Source organism: Latilactobacillus sp. (assembly GCF_033176295.1).
GTDB classification, from domain to species: Bacteria; Bacillota; Bacilli; order Lactobacillales; family Lactobacillaceae; genus Latilactobacillus; species Latilactobacillus sakei.
This window is the reverse complement of sequence record NZ_JAMQEX010000004.1, coordinates 34666-58966: the sequence shown is the minus strand read 5'-3', so window position 1 is coordinate 58966 and position 24301 is coordinate 34666. Positions and strand designations below refer to the sequence as shown.

General features: G+C 40.2%; 23 protein-coding genes and 1 other annotated feature (1 of these 24 cut by a window edge). Of the genes, 16 read left to right on the top strand and 7 right to left on the bottom strand.

The window, feature by feature from the left end; genetic code table 11:
* Window positions 1-103 precede the first annotated feature (103 nt).
* From nrdD to NDN60_RS03445, 3 genes are all read left to right on the top strand, one after another.
* The gene (gene nrdD / locus NDN60_RS03455) at window positions 104-2320 is read left to right on the top strand and encodes an anaerobic ribonucleoside-triphosphate reductase (protein ID WP_056948103.1); all 2217 of its coding nucleotides are present in this window, start codon (window positions 104-106) and stop codon (window positions 2318-2320) included.
* A gap of 27 nt (window positions 2321-2347) precedes the next feature.
* Window positions 2348-2929: an anaerobic ribonucleoside-triphosphate reductase activating protein gene (nrdG, locus tag NDN60_RS03450; RefSeq protein ID WP_011375150.1), complete on the top strand. Its 582-nt coding sequence runs from the start codon at window positions 2348-2350 to the stop codon at window positions 2927-2929.
* 246 nt (window positions 2930-3175) lie between these two features.
* Window positions 3176-4471, top strand: coding sequence for a PTS sugar transporter subunit IIC (locus tag NDN60_RS03445; protein WP_011375149.1), 1296 nt, complete (start codon window positions 3176-3178; stop codon window positions 4469-4471).
* Window positions 4472-4504: 33 nt separating this feature from the next.
* Here NDN60_RS03445 and NDN60_RS03440 read toward each other — a convergent pair whose 3' ends face one another.
* The 3 genes from NDN60_RS03440 to NDN60_RS03430 form a co-directional block, all read right to left on the bottom strand.
* Window positions 4505-5671, bottom strand: a complete 1167-nt coding sequence (locus tag NDN60_RS03440; protein ID WP_056948105.1) for a hypothetical protein — start codon at window positions 5669-5671, stop codon at window positions 4505-4507.
* A 109-nt stretch (window positions 5672-5780) separates the two neighbouring features.
* Entirely contained in the window at window positions 5781-6848 is a 1068-nt protein-coding gene (locus NDN60_RS03435; RefSeq protein WP_056948107.1) for a HAMP domain-containing histidine kinase, read from the bottom strand.
* A gap of 9 nt (window positions 6849-6857) precedes the next feature.
* Complete coding sequence (locus tag NDN60_RS03430) at window positions 6858-7532, bottom strand: response regulator transcription factor (protein WP_011375146.1); 675 nt, start codon at window positions 7530-7532, stop codon at window positions 6858-6860.
* Window positions 7533-7671: 139 nt separating this feature from the next.
* Between NDN60_RS03430 and NDN60_RS03425 the strand changes: the two genes are divergently transcribed.
* The 7 genes from NDN60_RS03425 to NDN60_RS03395 all read left to right on the top strand — a co-directional run bounded on the left by NDN60_RS03425 (window position 7672) and on the right by NDN60_RS03395 (window position 14823).
* The gene (locus NDN60_RS03425) at window positions 7672-8448 is read left to right on the top strand and encodes an ABC transporter ATP-binding protein (RefSeq protein ID WP_011375145.1); all 777 of its coding nucleotides are present in this window, start codon (window positions 7672-7674) and stop codon (window positions 8446-8448) included.
* Window positions 8426-10525: an ABC transporter permease gene (locus NDN60_RS03420; protein ID WP_056948108.1), complete on the top strand. Its 2100-nt coding sequence runs from the start codon at window positions 8426-8428 to the stop codon at window positions 10523-10525. The genes NDN60_RS03425 and NDN60_RS03420 overlap by 23 nt, the downstream gene beginning before the upstream one ends.
* A 17-nt stretch (window positions 10526-10542) precedes the next feature.
* Entirely contained in the window at window positions 10543-11328 is a 786-nt protein-coding gene (locus NDN60_RS03415; protein ID WP_016265492.1) for a DUF975 family protein, read from the top strand.
* A 129-nt stretch (window positions 11329-11457) separates the two neighbouring features.
* Complete coding sequence (locus tag NDN60_RS03410) at window positions 11458-12198, top strand: MBL fold metallo-hydrolase (RefSeq protein WP_035145739.1); 741 nt, start codon at window positions 11458-11460, stop codon at window positions 12196-12198.
* Between the two features lie 326 nt (window positions 12199-12524).
* The gene (gene spxA, locus NDN60_RS03405) at window positions 12525-12923 is read left to right on the top strand and encodes a transcriptional regulator SpxA (RefSeq protein ID WP_011375141.1); all 399 of its coding nucleotides are present in this window, start codon (window positions 12525-12527) and stop codon (window positions 12921-12923) included.
* Window positions 12924-13095: 172 nt separating this feature from the next.
* Window positions 13096-13785, top strand: a complete 690-nt coding sequence (locus NDN60_RS03400) for an adaptor protein MecA (protein ID WP_011375140.1) — start codon at window positions 13096-13098, stop codon at window positions 13783-13785.
* A 63-nt stretch (window positions 13786-13848) separates the two neighbouring features.
* Window positions 13849-14823 carry a competence protein CoiA gene (locus NDN60_RS03395; protein ID WP_157771048.1) on the top strand — a complete coding sequence of 325 codons (975 nt, stop codon included), beginning with the start codon at window positions 13849-13851 and terminating at the stop codon, window positions 14821-14823.
* Between the two features lie 52 nt (window positions 14824-14875).
* Here NDN60_RS03395 and NDN60_RS03390 read toward each other — a convergent pair whose 3' ends face one another.
* Together NDN60_RS03390 and NDN60_RS03385 are read right to left on the bottom strand one after the other, a co-directional pair.
* Window positions 14876-15511, bottom strand: coding sequence for a ClpXP adapter SpxH family protein (locus NDN60_RS03390; RefSeq protein WP_231952382.1), 636 nt, complete (start codon window positions 15509-15511; stop codon window positions 14876-14878).
* Between the two features lie 86 nt (window positions 15512-15597).
* The gene (locus NDN60_RS03385) at window positions 15598-16179 is read right to left on the bottom strand and encodes a CYTH domain-containing protein (protein ID WP_096584402.1); all 582 of its coding nucleotides are present in this window, start codon (window positions 16177-16179) and stop codon (window positions 15598-15600) included.
* 146 nt (window positions 16180-16325) lie between these two features.
* Between NDN60_RS03385 and NDN60_RS03380 the strand changes: the two genes are divergently transcribed.
* The 5 genes from NDN60_RS03380 (at window position 16326) to NDN60_RS03360 (ending at window position 20703) form a co-directional block, all read left to right on the top strand.
* Window positions 16326-17000, top strand: coding sequence for a GTP pyrophosphokinase (locus NDN60_RS03380; RefSeq protein WP_011375136.1), 675 nt, complete (start codon window positions 16326-16328; stop codon window positions 16998-17000).
* The gene (locus tag NDN60_RS03375; RefSeq protein ID WP_011375135.1) at window positions 16997-17803 is read left to right on the top strand and encodes an NAD kinase; all 807 of its coding nucleotides are present in this window, start codon (window positions 16997-16999) and stop codon (window positions 17801-17803) included. The genes NDN60_RS03380 and NDN60_RS03375 overlap by 4 nt, the downstream gene beginning before the upstream one ends.
* The gene (locus tag NDN60_RS03370; protein WP_025016055.1) at window positions 17793-18713 is read left to right on the top strand and encodes an RluA family pseudouridine synthase; all 921 of its coding nucleotides are present in this window, start codon (window positions 17793-17795) and stop codon (window positions 18711-18713) included. Before NDN60_RS03375 ends, NDN60_RS03370 begins: the two co-directional genes overlap by 11 nt.
* Before the next feature lie 134 nt (window positions 18714-18847).
* Window positions 18848-19684 (top strand): undecaprenyl-diphosphate phosphatase, encoded by an 837-nt coding sequence (locus tag NDN60_RS03365; protein WP_056948118.1) that lies wholly within the window; start codon window positions 18848-18850, stop codon window positions 19682-19684.
* Window positions 19685-20073: 389 nt separating this feature from the next.
* Window positions 20074-20703: a copper homeostasis protein CutC gene (locus NDN60_RS03360; protein WP_016265484.1), complete on the top strand. Its 630-nt coding sequence runs from the start codon at window positions 20074-20076 to the stop codon at window positions 20701-20703.
* 62 nt (window positions 20704-20765) lie between these two features.
* Here NDN60_RS03360 and NDN60_RS03355 read toward each other — a convergent pair whose 3' ends face one another.
* On the bottom strand, window positions 20766-21326 hold the full coding sequence (locus tag NDN60_RS03355) for a class I SAM-dependent methyltransferase (protein ID WP_076631903.1): 561 nt from the start codon (window positions 21324-21326) through the stop codon (window positions 20766-20768).
* Between the two features lie 18 nt (window positions 21327-21344).
* Complete coding sequence (locus NDN60_RS03350; protein ID WP_011375130.1) at window positions 21345-21983, bottom strand: phosphatase PAP2 family protein; 639 nt, start codon at window positions 21981-21983, stop codon at window positions 21345-21347.
* 186 nt (window positions 21984-22169) lie between these two features.
* On the opposite strand from NDN60_RS03350, the gene NDN60_RS03345 reads away from it, so the two are divergent.
* A complete protein-coding gene (locus tag NDN60_RS03345) occupies window positions 22170-24170 on the top strand; it encodes a LysM peptidoglycan-binding domain-containing protein (protein ID WP_231953168.1) in 2001 nt (666 codons plus the stop codon).
* 23 nt (window positions 24171-24193) lie between these two features.
* Window positions 24194-24301: a binding site (T-box leader), on the top strand (it continues 99 nt past the right edge of the window).

Sequence of the window (24301 nt, the reverse complement as noted above, 5' to 3'; positions counted from 1 at the left end):
TTGGTATACGCCTTTTTTAATGTCTAATACACTATATATAGTTGCTTGGCATCTTGAATTCGTCTATGATGGGGATAGTGATTTTTTTAAGGAGACTGGTGCAATGTTGGAAATACGTGAAGAACAAGACCCAAAAATGGATTTAGAGATTAAAGTCGTCAAACGTGACGGACGTATTTTACCCTTTTCAGCGGATAAAATTGAACAAGCAGTCATTAAAGCTGCTAAAAACGTTAAGGATGAATTAGAACCACTTGATTATCAAATTTTAAATTCAGTGGCAACCGACGTCGTGAGCGAAGTCGGTGCGCGGTTTGATAAAGACGTTAAAATCTATGAAATTCAAAATATTGTTGAACACAAACTATTAGAACATCATCAATATGACATCGCCCAGGAATATATTAATTATCGGACACAACGGGATTTTGCCCGCAATAAAGCAACTGATATTAACTTTACGATTCAAAAATTATTGGCTAAGGATCAAACCGTAGTCAATGAAAATGCCAATAAGGATAGCCAAGTGTTTAACACACAACGGGACTTAACGGCCGGCACCGTCGCTAAGGCAATGGGCCTTAAGATGTTGCCACCTAAGGTTGCCAATGCGCATCTAAAAGGTGAAATTCACTGGCACGATTTGGATTACCAACCATACAGTCCAATGACGAACTGTTGTTTAATCGATTTTAAAGAAATGTTGAATCATGGCTTTAAGATTGGGAACGCCGAAGTTGAAGCACCACATTCAATTCAAACAGCTACGGCACAAATGTCACAAATCATTGCCAACGTTGCTTCTAGCCAATATGGTGGCTGTTCAGCTGATCGAGTTGATGAATTATTGGCACCTTTTGCACAGAAGAACTACGACAAGCATTTAACGGATGCTAAAAACTGGATTGATGGCGAAGCCAAACAAACAGCTTACGCACAAACTAAGACTGAAAAAGATATTTATGATGCGATGCAAGCATTGGAATATGAAATCAATACTTTATATTCATCACAAGGCCAAACACCATTCACGACACTTGGCTTTGGTTTAGGGACAAGTTGGATGGAACGTGCCATTCAAAAAGCAATCTTAGAAATTAGAATTGAAGGTTTAGGTAAGGAAAAGAGAACGGCTATTTTCCCTAAACTCGTTTTTGCTGTTAAACGTGGTTTAAACTTAGCCCCAACTGATCCAAACTATGATATTAAACAACTAGCTGTTGAATGTGCAACTAAGCGGATGTACCCTGACGTTTTAATGTATGACAAGTTAGTTGAATTAACAGGTTCATTTAAGGCGCCAATGGGTTGTCGGAGTTTCTTACAAGGCTGGAAAAACGAACAAGGACAAGAGGTCAACAGTGGCCGTATGAACTTGGGTGTTGTAACAGTTAACTTGCCACGGATTGCGCTTGAAGCTGCTGGCGACCAAGCTAAGTTCTGGGAAATTTTAGAACAACGCTTGAAGGTCTGCAAGGAAGCCCTCGTCTTCAAAGTGGAACGTGCTAAGGAAGCTAAACCTGAAAACGCCCCAATTCTTTATCGTTACGGTGCTTTTGGCAAACGCTTGAAGAAAACGGACAGTGTTGATGAAGTCTTCAAGAATTCACGCGCAACAGTTTCATTGGGCTATATTGGCCTCTATGAAGTCGGTGCAGCCTTCTTCGGCCCAGATTGGGAAAAGGATGCAACTGCTAAGCAATTCACGTTAGACGTGGTTAAGGACCTCTATAACCATTGTGTTGATTGGGAAAAAGAATATGGTTATCATTTCTCAGTTTATAGCACACCTGCTGAAAGTTTAACGAATACTTTCTGTCAAAAAGACACGCAAAAATTTGGGATTGTCGAAAACATTACGGACAAGGAATACTACACAAATAGTTTCCATTATGATGTTCGCAAGGCGCCAACCCCATTTGAAAAGTTAGACTTCGAAAAAGATTATCCTAAATATTGTGCCGGTGGCTTTATTCACTATTGTGAATATCCAAATCTACGTCAAAATCCTAAGGCACTAGAAGCTGTTTGGGATTACGCTTATGACCGTGTTGGCTATTTAGGCACCAATACGCCAATTGATCAATGTTTCAAGTGTGGCTTTAAGGGTGACTTTAAACCAACTGAACGGGGCTTCCAATGCCCACAATGTGGGAACACAGATCCAGCAACGTGTGACGTTGTTAAACGGACTTGTGGTTATTTAGGTAACCCACAACAACGGCCAATGGTTCACGGTCGTCATAAGGAAATTTCAAGTCGTGTCAAACACATGCACATCACGATTGGTAATGATAATAATAACGTTGCAAGACAATAAACGATTTTGAGTTGAGGAGTTTGTTCAATGGGAAATACGAAACGCGGGCCTAAGAACCCGGCACCACAAGAATGGTTGTCTGAAGAACTTAGTCAGGATTATATTGCGGATTACAAACCATTTAATTTTGTTGATGGTGAAGGTGTCCGTTGTAGTTTGTATGTTAGTGGCTGTTTATTTGCCTGCCCAGGTTGTTACAACCGAATTGCACAGAATTTTAAATATGGCCGGCCTTACACCAAAGAACTGGAGGACCAAATCATTGATGATCTTGGCCAACCGTATGTTCAAGGTTTGACGTTACTGGGGGGCGAACCTTTCTTAAATACCAAAACGTGCCTGTCATTGGTTGATCGCATCCATGAAACCTACGGACAGACTAAGGACGTTTGGTCGTGGACGGGTTATACTTGGGAAGAATTAATGCTCGAGTCACCCGATAAACTGGAATTGTTATCGCAAATCGATATTCTAGTGGACGGTCGCTTTATGCAAGATAAGATGGATTTAACCTTACAATTTAGAGGAAGCAGTAACCAACGTATTATCGATGTACCGAAATCATTGGTTGCTGGTAAGCCCGTTATTTGGGATAAATTAGTCCGTTAACGATGCATCACTAATAAAAAAATAACATTTTATTTTAAGAGAATGGTATATACCGTATAAATTAAAAAAGAAGCATCAACTCAGTATTTAAGTGAGTTGGTGCTTCTTTTGGTTATTAGTGAAAACCTTCCTAATTTAAGCTTTTTAGTATGGTTATTATTTGATAACGCTTACATAAGCCGTTATGATAATACTTGTAATAGCAATTATATAGGCTTTTAAATAACAGGACAGAGAGTGAGATTTATGGATTCAGTTATCAGTTTCATGGAGAAACGATTCTTACCAGTTGCTGCTAAAGTTGGGAACCAAAGACATCTAATTGCCATTCGGGATGCCTTTGTGACAACAATGCCGTTGATGATTTTAGGTGCTTTTGCGACCTTACTCAATAACTTACCAATTCCGGCATATACCAATTTTATGAATAGTGTTTTCTCAAAGACAGTTGGTACCGGCGCGGACAAAGCTTACATTTGGACTAAATTTGGGGGGAACGCTTGGAGTGGGACATTTGCTATTTTGTCTGTCTTCATCGTTTTCCTAGTCGCCTATAACTTAGGTAAGTCTTACGATGTTAATCCGCTAGCATCAGGCGTAACAGCATTAGGTTCTTTCTTTGCTGTTGGTGGCTTGGCTGGCATGGATTCAATGGGCTTATTCGTGGCCTTAATTGTCGCAATGATTTCAACTGAAATCCTCAGACGCTTATTAGGTAACAAACACTTAGTGATCAAGATGCCTGATGGGGTACCACCTGCAGTTGCTAAGTCATTTGCTGCTTTATTACCATCAATGATTACCATTTCTATTTTTGCATTATTCGCAACAATTTTATTAGGTTTTGGTATTGAAAATATCGTGACATCATTCTACAAAGCCGTTCAAGAACCATTCCAAGGGCTTGCAAACAGCTATCCTTCAGCTTTATTATTAGCATTCATTACACCATTCTTATGGTTCTTCGGGTTACATGGTGCCAACATGATCGAACCATTCATGCAAACAATCAATGCACCTGCTATTACAGCTAACATCACAGCGATTAAAGCTGGTAAAGTGGCCCCTTACATCGTTAACAAACCATTCTTTGATTCATTTGTTAACTTGGGTGGTACAGGTGCAACATTAGGTTTAATTTTCGCTATCTGGTTAGTTGGCCGTAAGAACAAACAATACATGATTGTTGGTAACTTAAGTGCCGCACCTGGCGTTTTCAATATCAACGAACCATTAACTTTCGGCTTACCAATTGTATTAAATCCAATTCTATTCATTCCATATATTGTGACACCAATGGTCTTAGTGACAATTGCTTACTTTGCAACGAGCACAGGGTTAGTGCCAGCAGCAACCATCATGCCACCTTGGGTAACACCACCAATTATCGGTGGGATTATGGCAAGTGTTAGTTGGCAAGGCGGGGGTTTAGCCGCAGTTAACTTACTCGTTTCAACGATTATCTACTTGCCATTTACCAAGATTGCCACATCAATGGCATTAAAAGAAGAAGCAGCCCGTGAACAACAAGAAGCTGCCTAATAAAAAAGGAAGACGCTTAGCGTATTCCTTTTTTTAGTTTGTAACTGATTTATTTTCCGTAATTTGACCGGCAGTAACATCCGTCAAATAGTTGATACTAGCGCTCATACCGACGATTGGAGCATCCGCTTTAGTGGTGATTGTTGAAGCAACCTCGCCAGGATATTTATCATCCATCTGCTTGAAAATCGTGATACTTTGTTGCGGTAACTCTTTTTCAGAGACTTGGTCGCTTGTTTTTTGGTAGTCGGTCGCAAGACCTTCGCCAATACGAACTAATTTTTGATTGTTAACAAAGAGGTAGAGGTACCCAATACTATCGCCACTGGCAACTGATTTACCAGTGAGTTGGTAGCCAGCTTTGGCTGCAGAACTTTGCTGATCGGTGAACATCGCGCTTTTTCTAAGGGTGGCGGCCGATTCGGAAGCCAGCGATTGAATTGCGGAGCGTTCATAACTGTCATAGCGTTGTTGATAGAGGTAGCCGTCTTTGACGAGTACTTTGCCGCTATCGTTAGCGCTGGCCGTTGTGCCGGCTGCAGTCCAAGTACCATTTAACTGCGTTAAGGGGACTTGCGTTGTTTTTTGTTGGGTTGCGGTACTATTGAAGACTTCACCACGTTCTAGGGTTTGGGTGTGATCAGTCGTAATGTATTCGATATTAATAGTGTATAGGTGGTCGTCTTTGGCAATGACCGCTTCAGGAAGAACCATCGTTTTAGTCTTTGTTTCTAGATAAATCAGATCATTTAAACTACCGATTTTGAAATTGGCACCTAATTTTTTGAGTGTCTGGTTAATTTGAGTGACCGACATAAAGTGAAGATCATCTTGACCTTCTTTAGTAACGCTTTGTCGTGTTTTCCGAGACCAGGTTTTAAACGATACTTGATTGTAGACCACTGTATTACCAGAAATTTGACCTTGGCCGGTTGTCCAGTTAATTTGGGCATCGCTTCTGGTGGTCGGCGAGATGGTTAATTGCTCAGACACACCTTTGGTTGTTTGTTGTGAACCAACCCTTTTGCCGAAGGTCCAAGTTTGAGTGGCACCTTGGATGATTTTTTCTGTGGTTGATTTGACGTTAGTGATGGTTGCTTCTTTCGTACTTTTGGTTGATTGGGTCGTTTTTTTAGCTTGAACACCACAGCCGGTAAGCAAGAGTAGTGAAGCGAGGGTTAAGATGATTGTTTTGCGCATGCGTTGGTTCCTTTCGCTGGTTAATGTGCTTATTATAACAGTTGCATGAGTCAGTGAATAAAAAAATCGGCTAGTACCACCTTCAAAAAGGGGAACTAGCCGATTATATTTATCTAAAATGATTTTCTTTGCCCATCAAACGTTCACCGTCTGGATCATTATAGTAACTTAAAAAGGGAAAGAGTAATTTGAAAGTCGCACCATTTCCGGGCGTTGAGCTGGCATAAAGTTCGTGGCCAAGCTTGTTACTTAGCGATTTAGCGAGATAGAGGCCTAGGCCAGTTGAGCGCTGATTGGATTGACGCCCATTTTGCCCAGTGAAGCCTTTATCGAAGACGCGCGGTAAATCTTCAGCGGGAATACCGATACCAGAATCGCTGACACTAAGCCAGACACCTTGTTCATCATGCGCCAAATCAATTGTAATTTGCCCGTTTTGAGGCGTGTATTTCAAAGCATTGGAGACGATTTGATTCAGGATGAAGACTAACCATTTTGCATCTGTCAGTACAGTTTGCTCCTCACCAGTTAATTTGAATTGAATCCGGTTTTGGATAAAATAGTTTCGATTTTGACGAATCGTTTGGTTGATGAGGGGTTTCAAAGCATATTCTTGGACCAAGTAGTCTTTAGAGAAACTATCAAGACGAGAATAATAGAGAACTTGTTCGACGTAGTGTTCGATTTGTACGAGCTCGTCGGTCAGTTGATTAAATTTCTCCTCTGGGATTTGATCTTCAATCCATTCAACCAACAATTGCGTTGCAGCAAGTGGCACTTTGCTTTCATGGACCCAGCCGTCAATGAAGTCTTTTTGATCTTGTTGAGCGTGCATCAAACGTTCGATGCTTTGTTGATGATAGTCTAATAGCGAATTAACGTATTTTTGAAAGTACTGTTTTTCAGCCGAAGTAGCGCCGGTTAGTGGCCAATTGAGGGCATCTTCTTTAGCATTGAGGCGAATCTGAATTGTTCGAAACCATTTACGATGGTAGAGGTAAAGGCCAATCAAGAAAGCACAAAAGAAAATCGTTAATAGGAAATCGAGGTACATCAAGGTTTCTTTGGCCAGGCGCATATGGGGATCTAGCCATAAGACGATGTCTAAGACAAACATGCCACCAAAGAAGAATACGATGTGAAATAGATGATCACGAATAAATTTTTTAAAGGTCATAATTACTCCTTATGGAATGATGTAGCCTTGGCCGATTTTAGTTTGAATATAGTCTTCTAGACCGGCTTGTTCGATTTTTTTACGCAGCCGATTGATATTGACGGTTAATGTATTGTCATCGACAAAACGTTCGTCGTCCCATAACGCCCGTAGGAGTTTTTCACGACTGACAATTTGCCCGTGTTGACGCATCAAAAATTGGAGTAACTTATATTCATTTTTAGAGAGGTCAACGACAGTATCACCAACTTGAGCCCCGCCACTTTGTAAGTTAATTAGAAGGCCGTTATGTTCGATGACGTCTGTATTTTGATCGACATAGTTATAGGTCCGGCGTAAAAGCGCATTGATTTTAGCGATTAAGACTTCCATTGAAAAGGGCTTGTTAACAAAATCATCGCCACCCATGTTCATTGACATCACCATATCCATATTAGTACTGCGGCTAGAGATGAAGATAATTGGCACTTTAGAAACTTCACGAATTTTACGACACCAATAGAAACCGTCATAGACGGGTAAATTGATATCTAGTAGGACTAAGTGGGGTTTATCCGTTAAAAAACGGTCAAAAATGGTATCGAAATCATCGGGGATAATGGCTTTTAACTGCCATTTCTCTAAGTTTTCAGCAATCAAGTTAGCAATTGTAGGATCATCTTCAACAATCATAATTTCAAACATAATAAGCGCTCCTCAGACATAATTAAGTTCATAGTACCGATTTTTAAGTTAAAAGACAACCAACTAAGGTCTGATTAAATGGGTTTTTTGGTAAAACTCTGCTAAAATGTAAAGCAAGTTAATTCGGGAGTGTGACAAAATGACAGTGGTAGCCGTTCAACAAGTTTCTAAAGTTTATGGCCATCGGTTTAATCTGGTGAATGCGTTAAATAATATTTCCTTTGAGATCGAAGAAGGCGAATTTGTCGGCATCATGGGACCTTCTGGTGCTGGTAAAACGACGCTTTTAAATATGATTGCGACGATTGATCGGCCAACACATGGGCAAGTAATGATCAAAAATCAAGTTGTGACGAAAATGCGTGAGGCTAAGTTAGCCAATTTTAGACGACATGATTTAGGCTTTATTTTTCAGGACTTTAATTTATTGGATTCGCTGACGGTTAGGGAAAATATTTTGTTACCGTTAGCGTTAGATAAGATGAGCGTCGCCTTAATCGAAAAGCGACTCGCCCAAGTGACACAAGTTCTCGGGATTGGGGGCCTATTAGACCGCTATCCAGATGAAATCTCAATCGGGCAACGGCAACGGGTCGCGTGTGGTCGGGCGATGATTACCAATCCTACTTTATTGTTGGCTGATGAACCAACAGGGAGCTTGGATTCAAAATCGGCAACCGAACTTTTACGGTATTTAACGGAAATTAATCATCAGGAGAAGACGACGATCCTATTAGTAACGCATGATGCGTTTACGGCAAGTTATTGCCGGCGGATTCTCTTCATCAAAGACGGTCAGCTCTTTTCTGAGATTGTCCGCAGTGGTGATCGACAACAATTCTTTAATCAAATCATTGATATGCAGGCGACAATTGGTGGGGGAGGTCGCTACAATGCTGTTACGACTCCTCGTTAGAAGTACCATTAATCGGGCCCGCGATTACGCTGCGTATTTGATGGCCTGTATTATGGCGATTGTTGTTTACTTTTGTTTTACAGCTATCAAAACTGATCCAGTGTTGTCTAAACTAAAATCGGCGGGTGAACGCTTAATTTTTGGTGGGACGATTCAAATTGCCAGCATCATTATCATTTTATTTGCGGCCTTTTTCCTAGCGTATGCCAATCTATTTTTTATGAAGAAACGGCGGCAAGAAATCGGAATGCTAAGTGTGATAGGTGTTACGCGTCTGCAGATTAGTGTGGTATTCTTCGCCGAAAGTTTAGTAATCGGAACGATTGCACTGTTGATTGGTCTGTTTTTCGGAATCTTTTTATCAAAGTTATTTGGGATGTTACTATTACGGATGATGGGCATCAGTGTCGCAATCCCGTTTTTAATCTCCTGGGGAGCTATTAAGCAGACGACGATTACTTTCGGTTTGCTGTTCTTATTAACTGGCCTATTAAATAGTAGTTTAATTTTTCGCTATCAACTGGTCGATTTATTACACCCTACCGAATTTAGCCGCAAAATACGGCGCCCTAATTGGTTAACAACCATCTGGGGAATAATTGGCATTGTTTTGATTATCAGTGGTTATTATTTAGCGGAACGTATTTTAGTGCTGATGCCCGAACTTGAACGGCGTTATGGCTATGGTATTGATGCGGGGTATTTGGGTGCCATTTTGTGGTTTGAAGTCATCGGGACACTTGCCTTTTTCCAAGCGTATACGCAGATTTGGCTCCGAATTGAACGCCATTGGAAACGACTCTATTATCGGGGCACACATTTATTGAGTGTGACGAATCTGAGCTATCGGTTTAAGAAAAATGCGAAAACATTGTGGATGATTACCATTCTAAGCGCTGTGACGATTACAGCGTTGGGGAGCGCAGCGATGATCTATACATTTAGCCAAAAGACATTGCGTGAAAATATTCCCGCAGATATTATTTATTCTAAATATCAAAAAAAAGGTGTCGAACAAATTTTACGGGCGCATCAGGTTACACCGAAAAAAATCACAGAGACTACCTATAAAATTGTCGATGCCCAATTTGAACTGGCAACGCCCTTGTTAAGTGATTCAATGACGCTTGCTGGTGCTACTGGCGTTTTACCATTATCGCGATATAATGCGTTGATGGCTCGACAATTTAAGCTTCCAGCAACGCCATTACGGCCTAATGAGGCGATTGCGATGATTGATTTACCGCTAACGATGATTAAGATGCCACATCATAAACGGTTAGCGCATGCCAATCAACAAGGAATTCCTCTGCAGATTAAGCAACCGGAGTTACCACAGCTCCGCATTATTCATCTTCGGCGGTTATTTCCAAATGGCGTATCGGTTAATTTTTACGGCTCACTGAATATGGTTGCTGTGCCAGATCAATATTACGATCAAATCAAGCCGGCTACTATTGACCATGTCTATGCGCTTGATCTAACGCCTAAGCAACGACGCGATAAAAAACTGATGAAGTCGTTTTTTAAGCTTTCACAAGATACGAAAAAACGGAGCTATCTAACAGCTGTTAGAAATGAGAATGGCTTTAAACGCTATCGAGTGACGACTAAAGAAGAACGAAGTGGTTTTGTCCGTGCTGATTTATTATTACGCAAGCCTAATCAGGACCGTGCGAATGCCAACTTTGGCTTTTATATGTACATCGCCTTATTTATCGCATTGACGTTTATGTTGGCGACTGGGAGTATCATTATGTTGAAACAATTATCGGAAGCCCAAGAGGAAATTTTACAGTATAAAACCTTAAAACGAATTGGCATGACTTATTCGGAAATCAAACGCACGATTTATTTCCAAATTCTGATTATCTTTTTATTGCCGATTATTCTGGGGACCTTGCACGCGATTTTTGCGATTCGATTATTGAGTTTGTTTTTGGATAATCCTGGGTTACAATTAGTCTATATTGTGTGCGGTATTTTCATTATGATTTATTTTGTGTTCTATCTGGTAACTGCCGAAATCTACAATCGCATCGTCAATATACCGTTAAATGACGATGCACTATATTAAGCTCGGAGGAAAATTTTTTGCAATTAAGAACTTATCGTGCAACTGCGCGGCAACTATTAAAAGGCCACTGGCAGATGATGGCAACCTTAGTGATTATCTGGCTATTAGTCGAAATGGGGACCGATACGCTGTTGCAAAGCTTATTCGAGACAAATTCATTTGGTTATCAAATGTTAAATACGTTTGCCAACTATTTATTTTATTTTGTCTTTTTAAACGCTGTTTTCTTAGCGGCGTATAAATTAACAATCAAAAAAGAAACGCGTCTCAGCGATACATTAGTATTGTTCCGACCACCGTTTTATACGCATCTGATTATCTTAAACTTCATTCAACAATTATTAAATTGGGCATTAACATTTATTGGTTTAGCACCATTTCACCAGTTAATCAGCTGGCAAAGGGTTTTCCGTTATACGTATAATGGCATCACATCAATGGCACCTTATATTATGCAGATTAGTCAGAATCCAAAACAATATACGACTGTTTTGGCATTCTTGTTGGTGATTCTAGCAATCACCTTCTTGCAACCATTAATTTTGATGTACTATCAAATCTTAGTGTTGATCAAATTTGATTTTCCACAGGTTTCAATGCGGATGCTACTATCCTTGTCAGTACTTATCTTAAAAGGGCACTGGTTGAAATTATTAGGATTAGGGTTATCATTCATTGGCTGGGAATTGTTAGTCTACTTGACGGCCGGCATCGGTTTCATCTGGTTCTATCCATATTTAATCGTCAGTGTGACGGCCTTTTACCAAGATATTAAGCAACAACGCATTCAAATTATTCAATAGTAAAGAAGGATTGGCTAACATGCCAATCCTTTTTTGATGCTTAAAAAACGCTAAATATTTAAAAACAAGGGTGCAATATAATTGGCTAGTGAGCTACTATAGAGGAAGATAGAAAGGTGGTTCATTAAAATGGAATTAACAGTTTTAGGTTATTATGGCGGTTATCCATACGCGGGGGTCGGCACAAGTAGTTATCTCTTAACGAGTGGCGATTATCATTTATTACTCGATTGCGGGAGCGGCGCACTCTTGGCACTCGAAAAAGAACTTGATCCACTCCAATTAGATGCCGTCTTGTTGACGCATTATCACCATGATCACATCGCAGATGTCGGCGTTTTACAATATTACTGGCAACTACAAGCAGGTCAAAAGAAAGAACCCATATTGCCAATTTATGGGCATTTACAAGATCCATTGCACTTTGGTAGCCTAACCCTACCAAATGTAACGCAAGGTTTTGGTTATCAAGAAGATACTACGTTGCAACTCGGACCATTGAAAGTCACGTTTAAGCGGACTGAGCATCCAGTACCAGCCTTTGCCGTTCGAATTGAAGAAGAAACAACCGGCAAGGTTTTAGTCTTTACAGCAGATACTGCCTACTTCCCAGGGTTAGCTGAGTTCTGTCAGGGTGCTGATTTATTGATGACTGACACTAACTTCTTGGCTGATCGTACAGGGAAGATGGCGCACATGACGACGACGCAATCAGCGAACCTTGCACAGATTAGCGGCGTTAAACAATTATTGCTAACGCATTTACCACAAGCTGTCACACCAGAGACTTTATTGGCACAAGCTAAAACAGTGATAACGACAATTCCAGTCACAATTGCCGAACAGGGTTTGACAATTAAAATAGACTAGGTTAGAATAGGTCTTGTTGTTAGCTTACAAAAAATAAGTTAAATATCATGAGAACGATACGCTGGTATAATTTTTTTTAAATGGTAAGGATAACCTTTTAAAAGGGACAATAAGTTCAAAGTGTGATATGAGTGGATTGAAACGCTTTTATTGAACATAACGAAACTATTAGTCTAATAGAAAAGATTAATATTTAATTAGAAATTAAGGAAATTAACTAGTTTTTGCTGGTTGTTTCGTGTATAATAAGTTCTTGTAAGAGAGAGAATGAGGCGGAGATGGGTTATTTCATAGCCGCTCTCATAAAAGGTAAAGGAGAGAGACATATGGTTACATTATATACTTCACCAAGTTGTACATCTTGTCGTAAAGCTCGTGCGTGGTTAAAGGAACATAACATTCCATTTAAAGAACGCAATATTTTTTCGGAGCCTCTCAATAAAAATGAAATTAAAACCATTTTGCGAATGACTGAGGACGGCACTGAAGAAATTATTTCAACACGTTCTAAGATTTTCCAACAACTAAATATTAAAATTGATGATTTATCTGTTAATGAATTATTAGATCTTGTTCAAGAAAATCCTGGTCTATTAAGACGACCAATTATCTTGGATGAAAAACGACTTCAAGTTGGTTACAACGAAGATGAAATTCGTCGTTTCTTACCACGCGAAGTGCGCGCACTAGAATTACAACAAGCACAATTAATGGCAGGATTCTAAAAAAAGTCGAGGTGGATACCTCGACTTTTTTAGTAGCAAACGAAATTATTATCTTTTTTTGAATGGAAATGGTTTGATACTTGAATGTTGTGTCCGATACTGGTATGGTAAAGCAAAGAGTAGGATACTGTGCAGGCTATTTAAATAGCCCAATAGAAAGGGGCGTTGTCCCATGAGAATGGAAAAAATCGATGAAAACACAATTCGTGTTTTATTGGAAAATGATGATCTAGAAGAACGTGGCATTACTGGTCTTGATTTATTGAGTAATCATAAAAAAATCGAGCGCTTCTTCTATTCAATTCTAGAAGAAGTTGATCAAGATCACGTTTTCGCTAATAATGATGCGGTCACTTTCCAAGTGTTACCTAATGAACAGGGGTTAGAGTTATTAATTAGTAAGAATTTATCTAATCTCGATTTGAACAAAGCACAATCAGAAATGGTTCAGGGAAAAGACGGTATTACAGAGTATATTAAGGATCAACTATTGAAGCGGGATACGGCCTCTTCTGAGGATGACGAAGAAGACGACGAAATCGAATCTTATTTAAATCAAGCGGATAACCCAACTAAACAAGTTGTTTTAGGCTTTGATACATTTGAAGATTGGATTGCACTCGCCCAACAGTTGCACATTGAAAGTGGTGTTTCGAACCTTTTTGTTTACAAACATCAATATTACGCGCAATTAGTGTTCTTCTTAGAAAATACAACGGAAACGTTTGTCCAAGATGATTTAGCGGTCGCTAATGAATTTGGTCATAAGACAAATTACACCGCTGATTTCTTAAGTGAATATGGTCAGAGAGTAATGGAAAATAGTGCCTTGGAATTAACACGTTACTATTTTAAAGATTAATTAAAAAGCCAGTTGATGAATAATCAACTGGCTTTTTTGCGTATTTTTTCTTGGGGTGTTTTGATGAAAATGGCTTTGAATCTTGCTGGTCAGTTGGTGTCTGCTGGAGATGCCGTCTTACTTGGAAGTGGTCAGTATTTTTGCCCGCGGTGCCAAAAGCCTGTTCAGCTCAAGGGCGGTCAGCAGACTGTTCCTTATTTTGCGCATCAAACTAAAGTGGTGGGTGGTGGCGGTGAAAGTGACGCCCATCAAACTGGTAAGGTGGCGATTGCAGCACTTGCTAATGCGCTGGGGTGGCAGGCGGATTTTGAGTTGGTTGTTAATCCTGAGCAGAGGGCCGATGTCTATTTAACAAAGCTCAATTGTGAGTCACAAGTGATTGAGTATCAATGTAGTCCGTTGACGCCCACACGATTGTTAAAACGAACGCAGGGGTATCATGCAAGTGGTTTGGCGGTCACTTGGATAGTTGGTGATCGGTTCCGTTTTAAATCCCGTCATCTTAGTCGGCAACAATTGGCTTTTTTAAATTATTGCCCGGCATGGGGCTTTTATCTATTTTGTTACAGCACGCAATTGCACCGTTGGGTCTTGCAACATCACGTCGTTGCGCTTGAATTTCAAGGTTATCAGTGGCGGACACAATACTTTAAACCGCGTCAACTAGTCGCATTTTTAAGTAAAAATCGTTTGTTAAAACCAATCAATATTCAAAATATGCCGATTGATTGGCAACGAGCGCGGCTGATGCAACGACTAAAGCTATGTGATGAGCGTTTTGTCCGCTTGCAACAGATTTGTTACCAACAAGGAACGTTACTCCAAAAAGCCCCTGATTGGTGTTTTTATCAATCGGTAGTGCCACCACTTTATCAGCAGAATCAGTTTGAAAGTCGCTTAAAGTGGTGGCTGGCTGAGCAACCCGTAACCACATTTTCGCAGTTTTGTCCCACCTTAAATCAACCGTTAATTGGCCAACAAGCTTTTCGAGATTGGCCAACCTGCAGGCTACAACAGGCTTTGCGGGCTAAAAAATAAGCGTCCAAGACTGTTTAAAATCTTGAGCGCTTATTTAGTGCTGAATGACGGATTACGACAGTACGCGAAAGGCGATTTTAGTCACATTAGCTTTATGTTTTTGTAATTTTTGGTACGTGTCTTCAGGACTCACTCCCTGAGAACAAACCTCTTTCAAGAGGTCGTAAGAATCACAATTTTCAATTAATAAGCCGGCTTCAGAGTCATCTTTAGAATAGTCAAAGGCAACTGCGGAAGGTGTCATCTTAATGTTCATTTCACAGGCTAGTTGTTGATCGGAATCAAAAACCTGTTTAGTTAAATCGCTGTGCCAATCTTCGAGTAACATTTCAGTATCTAAGTGGGCCTTTTCAGCGATTTCTAAAACTAATTTAGTATCAAGGGTAGTATCAGGTTGTTGAAAAACTTGTTGGAGCTGCATTAAAAATGCTTGGCTCTTCTTACTTCCTTGGAAAGTCGCTGCTTTATAAGCTAAGACTGCTTCGTACATCGTACTGAAGACGTGGTTTCTTAAGTCTAAGTCACGTCGGTTTAAATTTTGAAATTGCATGTAACGTTCAACGTTTTGTAAGTTGAGGACGGGTATGAACTTGAAATGGATGTTCATATCAGCCTCGTCAATAATTTTTAAAAGTGCCTTTTCGGATTGCAAGCAACGTTGGCCGATCGGGTTAATATATAAAAACACTTCTAACAAAATGGTTCCCCCAAACTTAAGTCTCGTATTGAAAGCTCTTGTCTTACTTTAACAAATTTTTTTGGATTTGCAATTAGTTAGCTTTGATGATTTTTAGCACGTTGAATCTTGTTGAGTGGTGCAGTTTGTGTTAATTTGAAACGCGCAACGATGTCTTGAAAGAAAGGTTGGGCGAGTATCATGTCGTCAAATTCCAGTTCCAATTCATAGTCAGCCGTCTGATCCGGATAGGTTGTTTGATCTAATGTCAGGCGACAACTAGGCAGTGTTAAAACCCGACGCTTAGTGGTTGCTTGACCCCAGATGAAAAGGGGCGACCAATCAATCCCGATTGTTTCTAGATACTTGGCAATTTGCTGATTGGGCTGAATGGTTTGTTGCGCAATCAATTGCTGTGCGGTGGCTAATGGCATTGTATCTGTGATCTCCAATAGGGTACGAGTCGCACCAGCTTGGGGGACCTTCAGTGTCTGTTCTGCATGATCTTGGTAAAGACGAGTTCGTAACCCCATATGTCGGCGTTGTAACTCATTTTGTGGTAGTTCGTAGTAATAATTAGTCTGGGTAAAAGGTGTCGGCCATGGATAAGCGGCTTGCAGTTGTTTAAATTGTTGTTCAGTGAGACTGACTTTAAATTCACGTTCAATGGTCTGAGTCATTTAATAACCTGCCTTTTGAGAATAAGACTATCCTAGCATAAATTTGAAAACTTGTAATTGTATTTGATTTGGGAGGAATGCTATCTATTCTTTTCCAATATATGTTAGAATAATGCTGTATGTGACAGATTGAATGAGGGGTTATTATGGTCGAAAATTGGAAAAAATTCCTGATGCCTTATGAACAAGCCGTTAGTGAATTGAAAATAAAATTACGTGGTATGCGTAAACAATATCAACAAAATAATGAACATGCCCCAATCGAATTTGTAACGGGCCGGGTCAAACCGATTGATAGTATCAAGGAGAAAATGCAACGGCGGTATATCACAGAAGATTTATTGGAACAAGATATGCAAGATATTGCTGGATTACGGATTATGTGTCAGTTCGTCGAGGATATCCACGAAATTGTGGGTCTATTACACCAACGAACCGATATGAAGATTATCGAGGAACGCGACTACGTTTCAAACGTTAAACCTAGTGGTTATCGTTCATATCACATTGTGGTGGAATACCCCGTGCAATTGATTAGTGGTGAAAAATTGATTTTGGCAGAAATTCAGATTCGGACAATGTCGATGAATTTCTGGGCGACGATTGAACATTCACTCAATTATAAATACCAAGGGGAATTCCCTGAAACCTTGAAAGCACGTTTAAAACGGGCAGCCGAAGCGTCATTTATGTTAGATAAAGAAATGTCTGAAATTCGCGAAGAAATTCAAGAAGCACAACAACTCTTTTCATATGGCAAGTGGCAGAGTGCTTTAGAAAAGGCGACTGAAAATGATTCTGAAGGAGATGCCCCAGATTGAGAATAACGGTATATAGCAATGACGGCAGCTCTTCTCGACAAGTGGCTGATAAACTGACCAATAAGTTAATTAACAACGGTTTTACGATGGACGCGCAAACACCAGAAGTGGTGATTTCAGTGGGTGGTGATGGGACGTTATTGTCTGCTTTTCACCGCTATGCCGATGCGCTAGATCAAATCCGCTTTATCGGGGTCCATACAGGGCACCTGGGTTTTTATACGGATTGGCGGGATTTTGAAGTTGATGATTTAGTGGTCGCTTTACAAGAAGATTTGGGTCAGAGTATTAGTTATCCGTTACTCGAAGTTAAGATTACCTATGCTGATACCAATGAAGTCCAACACTTCTTGGCATTGAATGAAGTGACGTTGCGGCGTTACGCGGCAACCTTGCGGACTGATGTTTATATCAAAGAGAACTTTTTTGAAAGCTTCCGTGGCGATGGGCTATGTGTTTCGACACCAACCGGCTCAACGGCCTATGGGAAATCAATTGGTGGTGCAGTCTTACATCCACGCTTAGAAGCGATGCAATTGACCGAAATTGCGTCGATTAATAATCGGGTTTACCGGACACTGGCCGCACCAATTGTGTTGCCTTCTGATGAGTGGTTACTATTAAAACCCTCACGCACCAGCGATTACGTTGTGACGATTGATCAGTTTACGTTTAAGGATCGACCAATTGAATCAATGCAATTTAAAATTGCAAAAGAAAGAATACAATTTGCACGTTACCGACACACCCATTTCTGGGATCGCGTCGAAGATGCATTTATTGGGTCAAAACATGAAATTTGAGTGGCAATACACAGACAGCGAAGGCTGTATTTTACGCAATTTTTTAAGACGACATGAGATTTCTCGGAGTCAGCTATCGAAGATTAAATTCTCAGGTGGGCAGATTTTAGTGAACGGTCAGGAAGCCCATACCAATATTAGATTAGTTCAAAATGATGTGGTGACGGTTTATCTAGCGCCAGAAGTAGCGGTGGAACACGTGATTCCTGTGAAGGGTGATTTAAAAATTGCCTATGAGGATGATCATTTTCTGATTGTTGATAAACCAGCCTTTGTGGCTTCGCTGCCGGCACCCAACCATCCGAATAACACGATGGCTAACTTTGTGAAGCAGTATTTAATTGATGAACAAGCTGAAAGTCTTGCAGTTCATGTCGTCACGCGTTTGGACCGTGATACGAGCGGCTTGATGATGTTCACTAAGCATGGTTTTGCGCATAGTTTGTTGGATCGACAGTTACAGTCGAAAGAATTACAAAAAACGTATATCGCAATTGCTAGTGGTGATATGCGCGAGGATTTACCGCAACATGCGTGGATTGATCGTCCGATTAAACGCTCGGAAGAATTCTACATGCGACGGGTGGTCGGCGAAGGTGGTAAGCGGTCATTGACCGAATATTGGCAAGCCGCTCACGGTGATGGCGCCACACTCGTTAAATTGAAGTTACTAACAGGCCGGACACATCAGATTCGGGTCCATTTTGCATCGTTAGGGCATTCGCTAATTGGTGATAACCTCTACGGTGAATCTGATGATCTATTGCCGCGCCAAGCACTTCATTGCCGCCAATTGACGTTCTATCATCCATTTGAAGAACGAACAATTACGGTGAAAAGCCCGGTGCCAGCTGATTTTAGCGCCGTTTTAGCGCAACGCCAGTTTGATTTTGATGAAACAACACTCTAAAAATAAGCAAAAGGCCGTGATTTGGCGGTCTTTTTTTGTGTTTAATTTTAATAAAAAAACCTTAAACTTCTAATTTAAGTCGCATTCTAGATTTGAAATTAGTATACTAGAGAACGACTACGTTTCATGGAGGGATGGAGATTGTGTTAACTTTAAATGTGATTAAGGCAATTATTTTAGGGATTGTCGAAGGTTTTACGGAATGGTTACCGATTAGTTCAACGGGCCATTTAGTCTTAGTAGGTAGTGTTTTAAAAATGGGCGAATCAAAAGCCTTTATGGATATGTTTAATTACGTCATTCAATTCGGTGCGATTTTGGCCGTTGTCGTCTTATACTTCCATAAATTGAACCCATTTTCACCGCAGAAGAATCAATTAGAGCAAAAGCAAACATGGACTTTATGGTTTAAGGTTATTTTGGCGGTTATTCCGTCAGTGATTATTGGTTTCCCATTGAATGATTGGATGGACGAACATTTAATGCAAAACTGGGTTGTCGCAAGTATGTTAATTTTATATGGTATTTTATTTATCGTTATTGAAAATCGCAATAAACAACGCACACCCAAATTTGCAGATTTAAATACGTTGCCTTGGTTAACCGCCTTTTGGATTGGGTGTTTCCAAGCCTTATCAATTATTCCTGGGACATCACGTTCAGGCGCAACGATTTTAGGGGCGATTTTAATTGGGACATCACGTTTTGTTGGGGCTGAATTCTCATTCTTCATGGCAATTCCAACGATGATTGGGGTCAGCATCTTGAAGATTGGGAAGTTCTTCTACCAAGGCAATACCTTTACTGGTGATCAATCAATTATTTTATTGGTCGGGATGGTCGTCTCACTCATCATTTCAATCATTTCAATCAAGTTCTTGATGGGTTACATCAAGAAAAACGATTTCAAGGTTTTCGGTTGGTACCGGATTATCCTAGGGGTATTGGTATTAGGCGCAATGTTCTTATAAGAGTGCGTTTGAAACGGGTATATTCAGAGCATTAACCTGATTTGACGAATTAGCGATGGAATCGCTAGTTTGGCAAATAGCGTTAAGCGCAGGAATATGTTTCAAAAAGCACGTTTAAAAAAGAGTGCGTTAATTGGCGGTTAACTTTTGAGCACTAGTCAATCTGGCGAATTACCGACAGCGTCGGTGATTTGACGGATAGAACTAGGCACAGAAAGTTGCTAATTAAAAGCAGGTTTGGATATGAGTGCTTTTGGGTGCGCTTAGCAACTGAGCATTAATTAAAAATTTCTATTAATCCAGATTTTAGGATTAATAGAAATTTTAGATTGAGCGGAAGTTGTTGCAACCCAAAAAGCACGTTTAAAATAAAAATTGGAGGTTTTCCCATGTTAATCAAAGAAGTTTGTGTCGAAAATTTCACCGAAATTCCGGCTGCCATTCGTAATGGTGCCAAACGAATTGAATTAAACGACAACTTAGCGGTTGGCGGCACCACTGTTAGTCGTGGTGTTATGGCTGAATCAGTACGTTATGCACATGAACATGATGTGCCAGTGATGGTCATGATTCGCCCCCGTGGTGGTAACTTTGTCTATAACGATCAAGAATTAAAAATTATGGAAGCTGATATTTTTTCAGCACAAGAATTAGGCGCTGACGGGATTGTTGTGGGTTGCTTAACACCTGACAATAAGATTGATGATGAAGCAATGGAAATGCTAATTGGCGCTGCCAATGGGATGCAAGTTGTTTTCCACATGGCTTTTGACGAATTAGCAGTAGCTGACCAAGCCGAAGCAATCGACTGGTTGGTTGAACATGATGTTAAACGGATTTTAACGCATGGTGGCCCATTAACGGCACCGTTAAATGAAGAACGTCTTCAAGAACTAGTGCGTTTAGCTGACGGTCGCTTAGGCATTTTACCAGGCGGTGGCATTACAGCGGAAAACGTTGCTGGTATTACTGAACGATTAAACGTGACAGAAGCACACGGCACTAAAATCGTTGGTTAATCCAAAAATTGAGCAATCAAAAAAGGTTTCCGGATAAAAATAACTTTTATCCGGAAACCTTTTTATTTTTTGATCACGGTCAGTAGTTGACCGACATCTTGGTTGACGCCTTGAAAGTGGCGAACTGCATAACGCTCAGGATTGAGGCGGGTTAAATCTGCAACTAAGTAGTGGATTTCTTCTTCCGATTTAAAAAAGTGATTATCAATGATAAAAAGTAATAAACCGCCCCGATTGAGACGGGATAAGACTTGATGGTAAGCCGAGATGGTCGTGTTAGGGAGCGTGACATCTTGAGAAGTCTCTGGTGAAAGTGAGCCAAGACTGAAGATCGCCGCCTGCACCTTTAAATCGGCGGGAAGAGCAGTGATGATTCGCTCGTGGCCTTGATTGATGAGGGATACCTGCTGGTTAAGATTGGCCGTTGTTAACCGTTTTTGACAAGTTGCCAACGCTTCTTTTTGAATATCGAAGCCATAAACATGGCCGTAATCGGCAACTTTTTCCGCTAGAAATAAAGTATCGTCGCCATGGCCAACAGTGGCGTCGATGACAACATCGCCTGGGCGAATGGCCTGGTCTAATAGGAAGTGGGCAAAAGAACTTGGCTGATCAAGTAGCATGATAAAAATCCCCTTTAATTACGATTTTTGCTGCAATAGGTGGTAGCTATCAAAATAATACCACGAAAGGCCTAATCCGGTTAAGGCTAACATGAAACCGGCTAAAACATCTGTGGGGTAGTGAACCTGCACGTAAATCCGGCTAATCCCAATGAGGAGCGTCAGTATTAAGCACAAACCAATTACTAGGTGCCGCCAATAGTGACTTTTAATCAGGTAAATGGCAATAATGCTTAATGAACCAAAAAATAATAGGGCACCAGAAGAATGACCACTAGGAAAACTAAAGCCGCTAGCGACTACCAAATGATGCGCGCTAGGTCGGGGTCGAGCAACCCATTCTTTAATAATGTGGTTTAAACTACTGAAAACCGCCATATTGACTAATAAGAAGAGCGCAGCATTATTCTGGCGGATGAAGAGTAAGGTGAGCGTTGCTACGACTGTTAATCCCAGCATACTATAAGGATTACCTATGCTTGTGATAGCGATTGCTATAGTGGTTGTTAAAGGTGAAGCAACGCTACGAACGATATGAATGATGTGACTATCGAAAGTATTAATCCAAGTTGCTTGGTTTAAAAGACTGACTAAAATAATCATAAATAGTGAAAAGCCCACTATCATTGATGTGAGTTGTTGCTTTTGACGAGACATAGTGAACCCCTTTCAAATTCTATAATAACAATGTTAACGGTCTGTCGCCTTGAACTAATTTTAAATCGATTATTAACCGCTTATAACATATACGTTGTTTTATAGGATTATTAATATTATAATATATTTTAGATAAACTTAATAAAGATAGCTATTACTTTAAAGAAAATTTATATGGAGGTTTTTATGTTGAAAGAGACTAGAAAACAAAGAATCGCGACACAAAAAATAATTTTAAACCGTCAAAAAAAGGAACTACGGAATAAGAAAGTGCGGCATATGACGACTTTTGCAGGAGCTAGTTTCTTGATGGGGTCTGCGGTTGCACCTAGTCTCACGAGCGGTAAAGTTAAGGCAGCTGTTGAAACAGTGAGCGCCAACGAAACCAACCTCAATACAGCGACATCAAGTACAAGTAGTGTTGCTAATAGTACGACCTCAACAAGTAGTACTGACCAAGCAACAAGCAGCAGTCAAAGTCAATCAAGCCAAACAACAAGTAGTAGCCAAAGCCAATCACAACCAGTTGTGAAGCCTCAAGTGACTGAAAATGATGCGAATAAGGCAGCTACAGCTCAACCCAAACCAACACAAGCACAACCAGTTGTTGGCACACAAAATACGGGTGCTAATATCGCAACAGCTCAAGCGATTATGGCCTATTCATCAACCAGTGCATCAACTTTCATCAATTCAATTGCTAGCTCAGCACGTCAATTAGCAAGTGAAAATGATTTGTATGCTTCAGTAATGATTGCCCAAGCTTCTCTTGAATCAGGTTTTGGGAATAGCGCTTTAGGCAAAGCCCCTAACTACAACTTATTCGGTGTTAAAGGGAGTTACAACGGTAGCTCTGTCTACATGTTAACAAACGAAGATGATGGTCATGGTAATCTTTATCAAATCAACGCTGCTTTCCGTAAATATCCTTCATATTACCAATCACTACAAGATTACGTGCATGTTTTGAAGAATACTTCTTTTGGGTCAACACCTTATTACCAAGGGGCCTTCAAGAGCCACACGACAAGCTATCAAAATGCGACACAATATCTTCAAGGTCGCTATGCCACAGCTACGAACTATGCGGCTAGTTTAAATCGCCTTATCCAACAATATAACTTAACGCAATATGATACACCTGCTACAAGTGGTAACAATGGTGGTACGGGCACAACACCAACGAACCCAACAACACCAACGAATGGTGAAAAGTATACGGTTAAAGCTGGCGATTCAGTTTACGGCATCGCTAAACGTTATGGGATTTCAATGAGTACTTTAATTAGCTGGAATAACATTAAAAATAACATGATTCATCCTGGTGATGTCTTAATCGTTTCGGCTAACAAACCAACAACACCAACGAATCCGACGACACCAACGAACCCAACCAATTCAACTAAACCAACAAATGGTGAAAAATACACAGTTAAAGCCGGCGATTCAGTTTACGGCATTGCTAAGCGTTACGGTATTTCAATGAATACGTTAATTAGCTGGAATAACATTAAAAATAACATGATCCACCCGGGCGATGTTTTGATTGTTTCTGCTAAACAAACAACAAACCCAACAACACCAACGAATCCAACTAAACCGACAAATCCAACGAACCCAACAACACCGGCGAATAACCAAACTTACACGGTTAAGTCTGGCGATTCAGTTTGGGCAATCTCAAACCGCTATGGTGTTTCAATGGCGAACTTAGTGAAGTGGAATAATATCCGTAATAACTTCATCTATCCTGGTCAAAAATTAATTGTTGGTCAAAAATCAACGGGACAAACAACACCGCCAACAAATAACAACAACAATAGCAGTAGTAATAATAACAATGGCTCAACAACGACAACCGCTAAAACCTACAAGGTCAAAGCTGGTGATTCAGTATGGCGGATTTCACAACAATCAGGAATCTCAATGGCTGAATTGGTTCGTTTAAATAACATTAAAAATAATTTTATTTATCCAGGTCAAGTGTTAAAAGTCAGTGCTGGTAAAACAACAACTAACAATAACAACCAAACAACGCCTAATAAAACAAAGTCTTATACCGTTAAATCAGGTGATAGCCTATGGTCAATCGCTCAAAAAAATGGTACGACAATTAGCCAATTGAAGACTGCCAATAATTTACGCTCAGATTTAATCTTAGTTGGCCAAGTCTTGAAATTGAAGTAAGAGTTTGGTATGCTAAGAACAATTATTTAACGTTGAGAGGGATTAGTAGTTAAGTGAAACGTCCAGAGAGCGTGTGGTTAGTGCGAACACGTCGTTGAACTTAGCGAACTCACCTTTGAGTTTTCTATTGA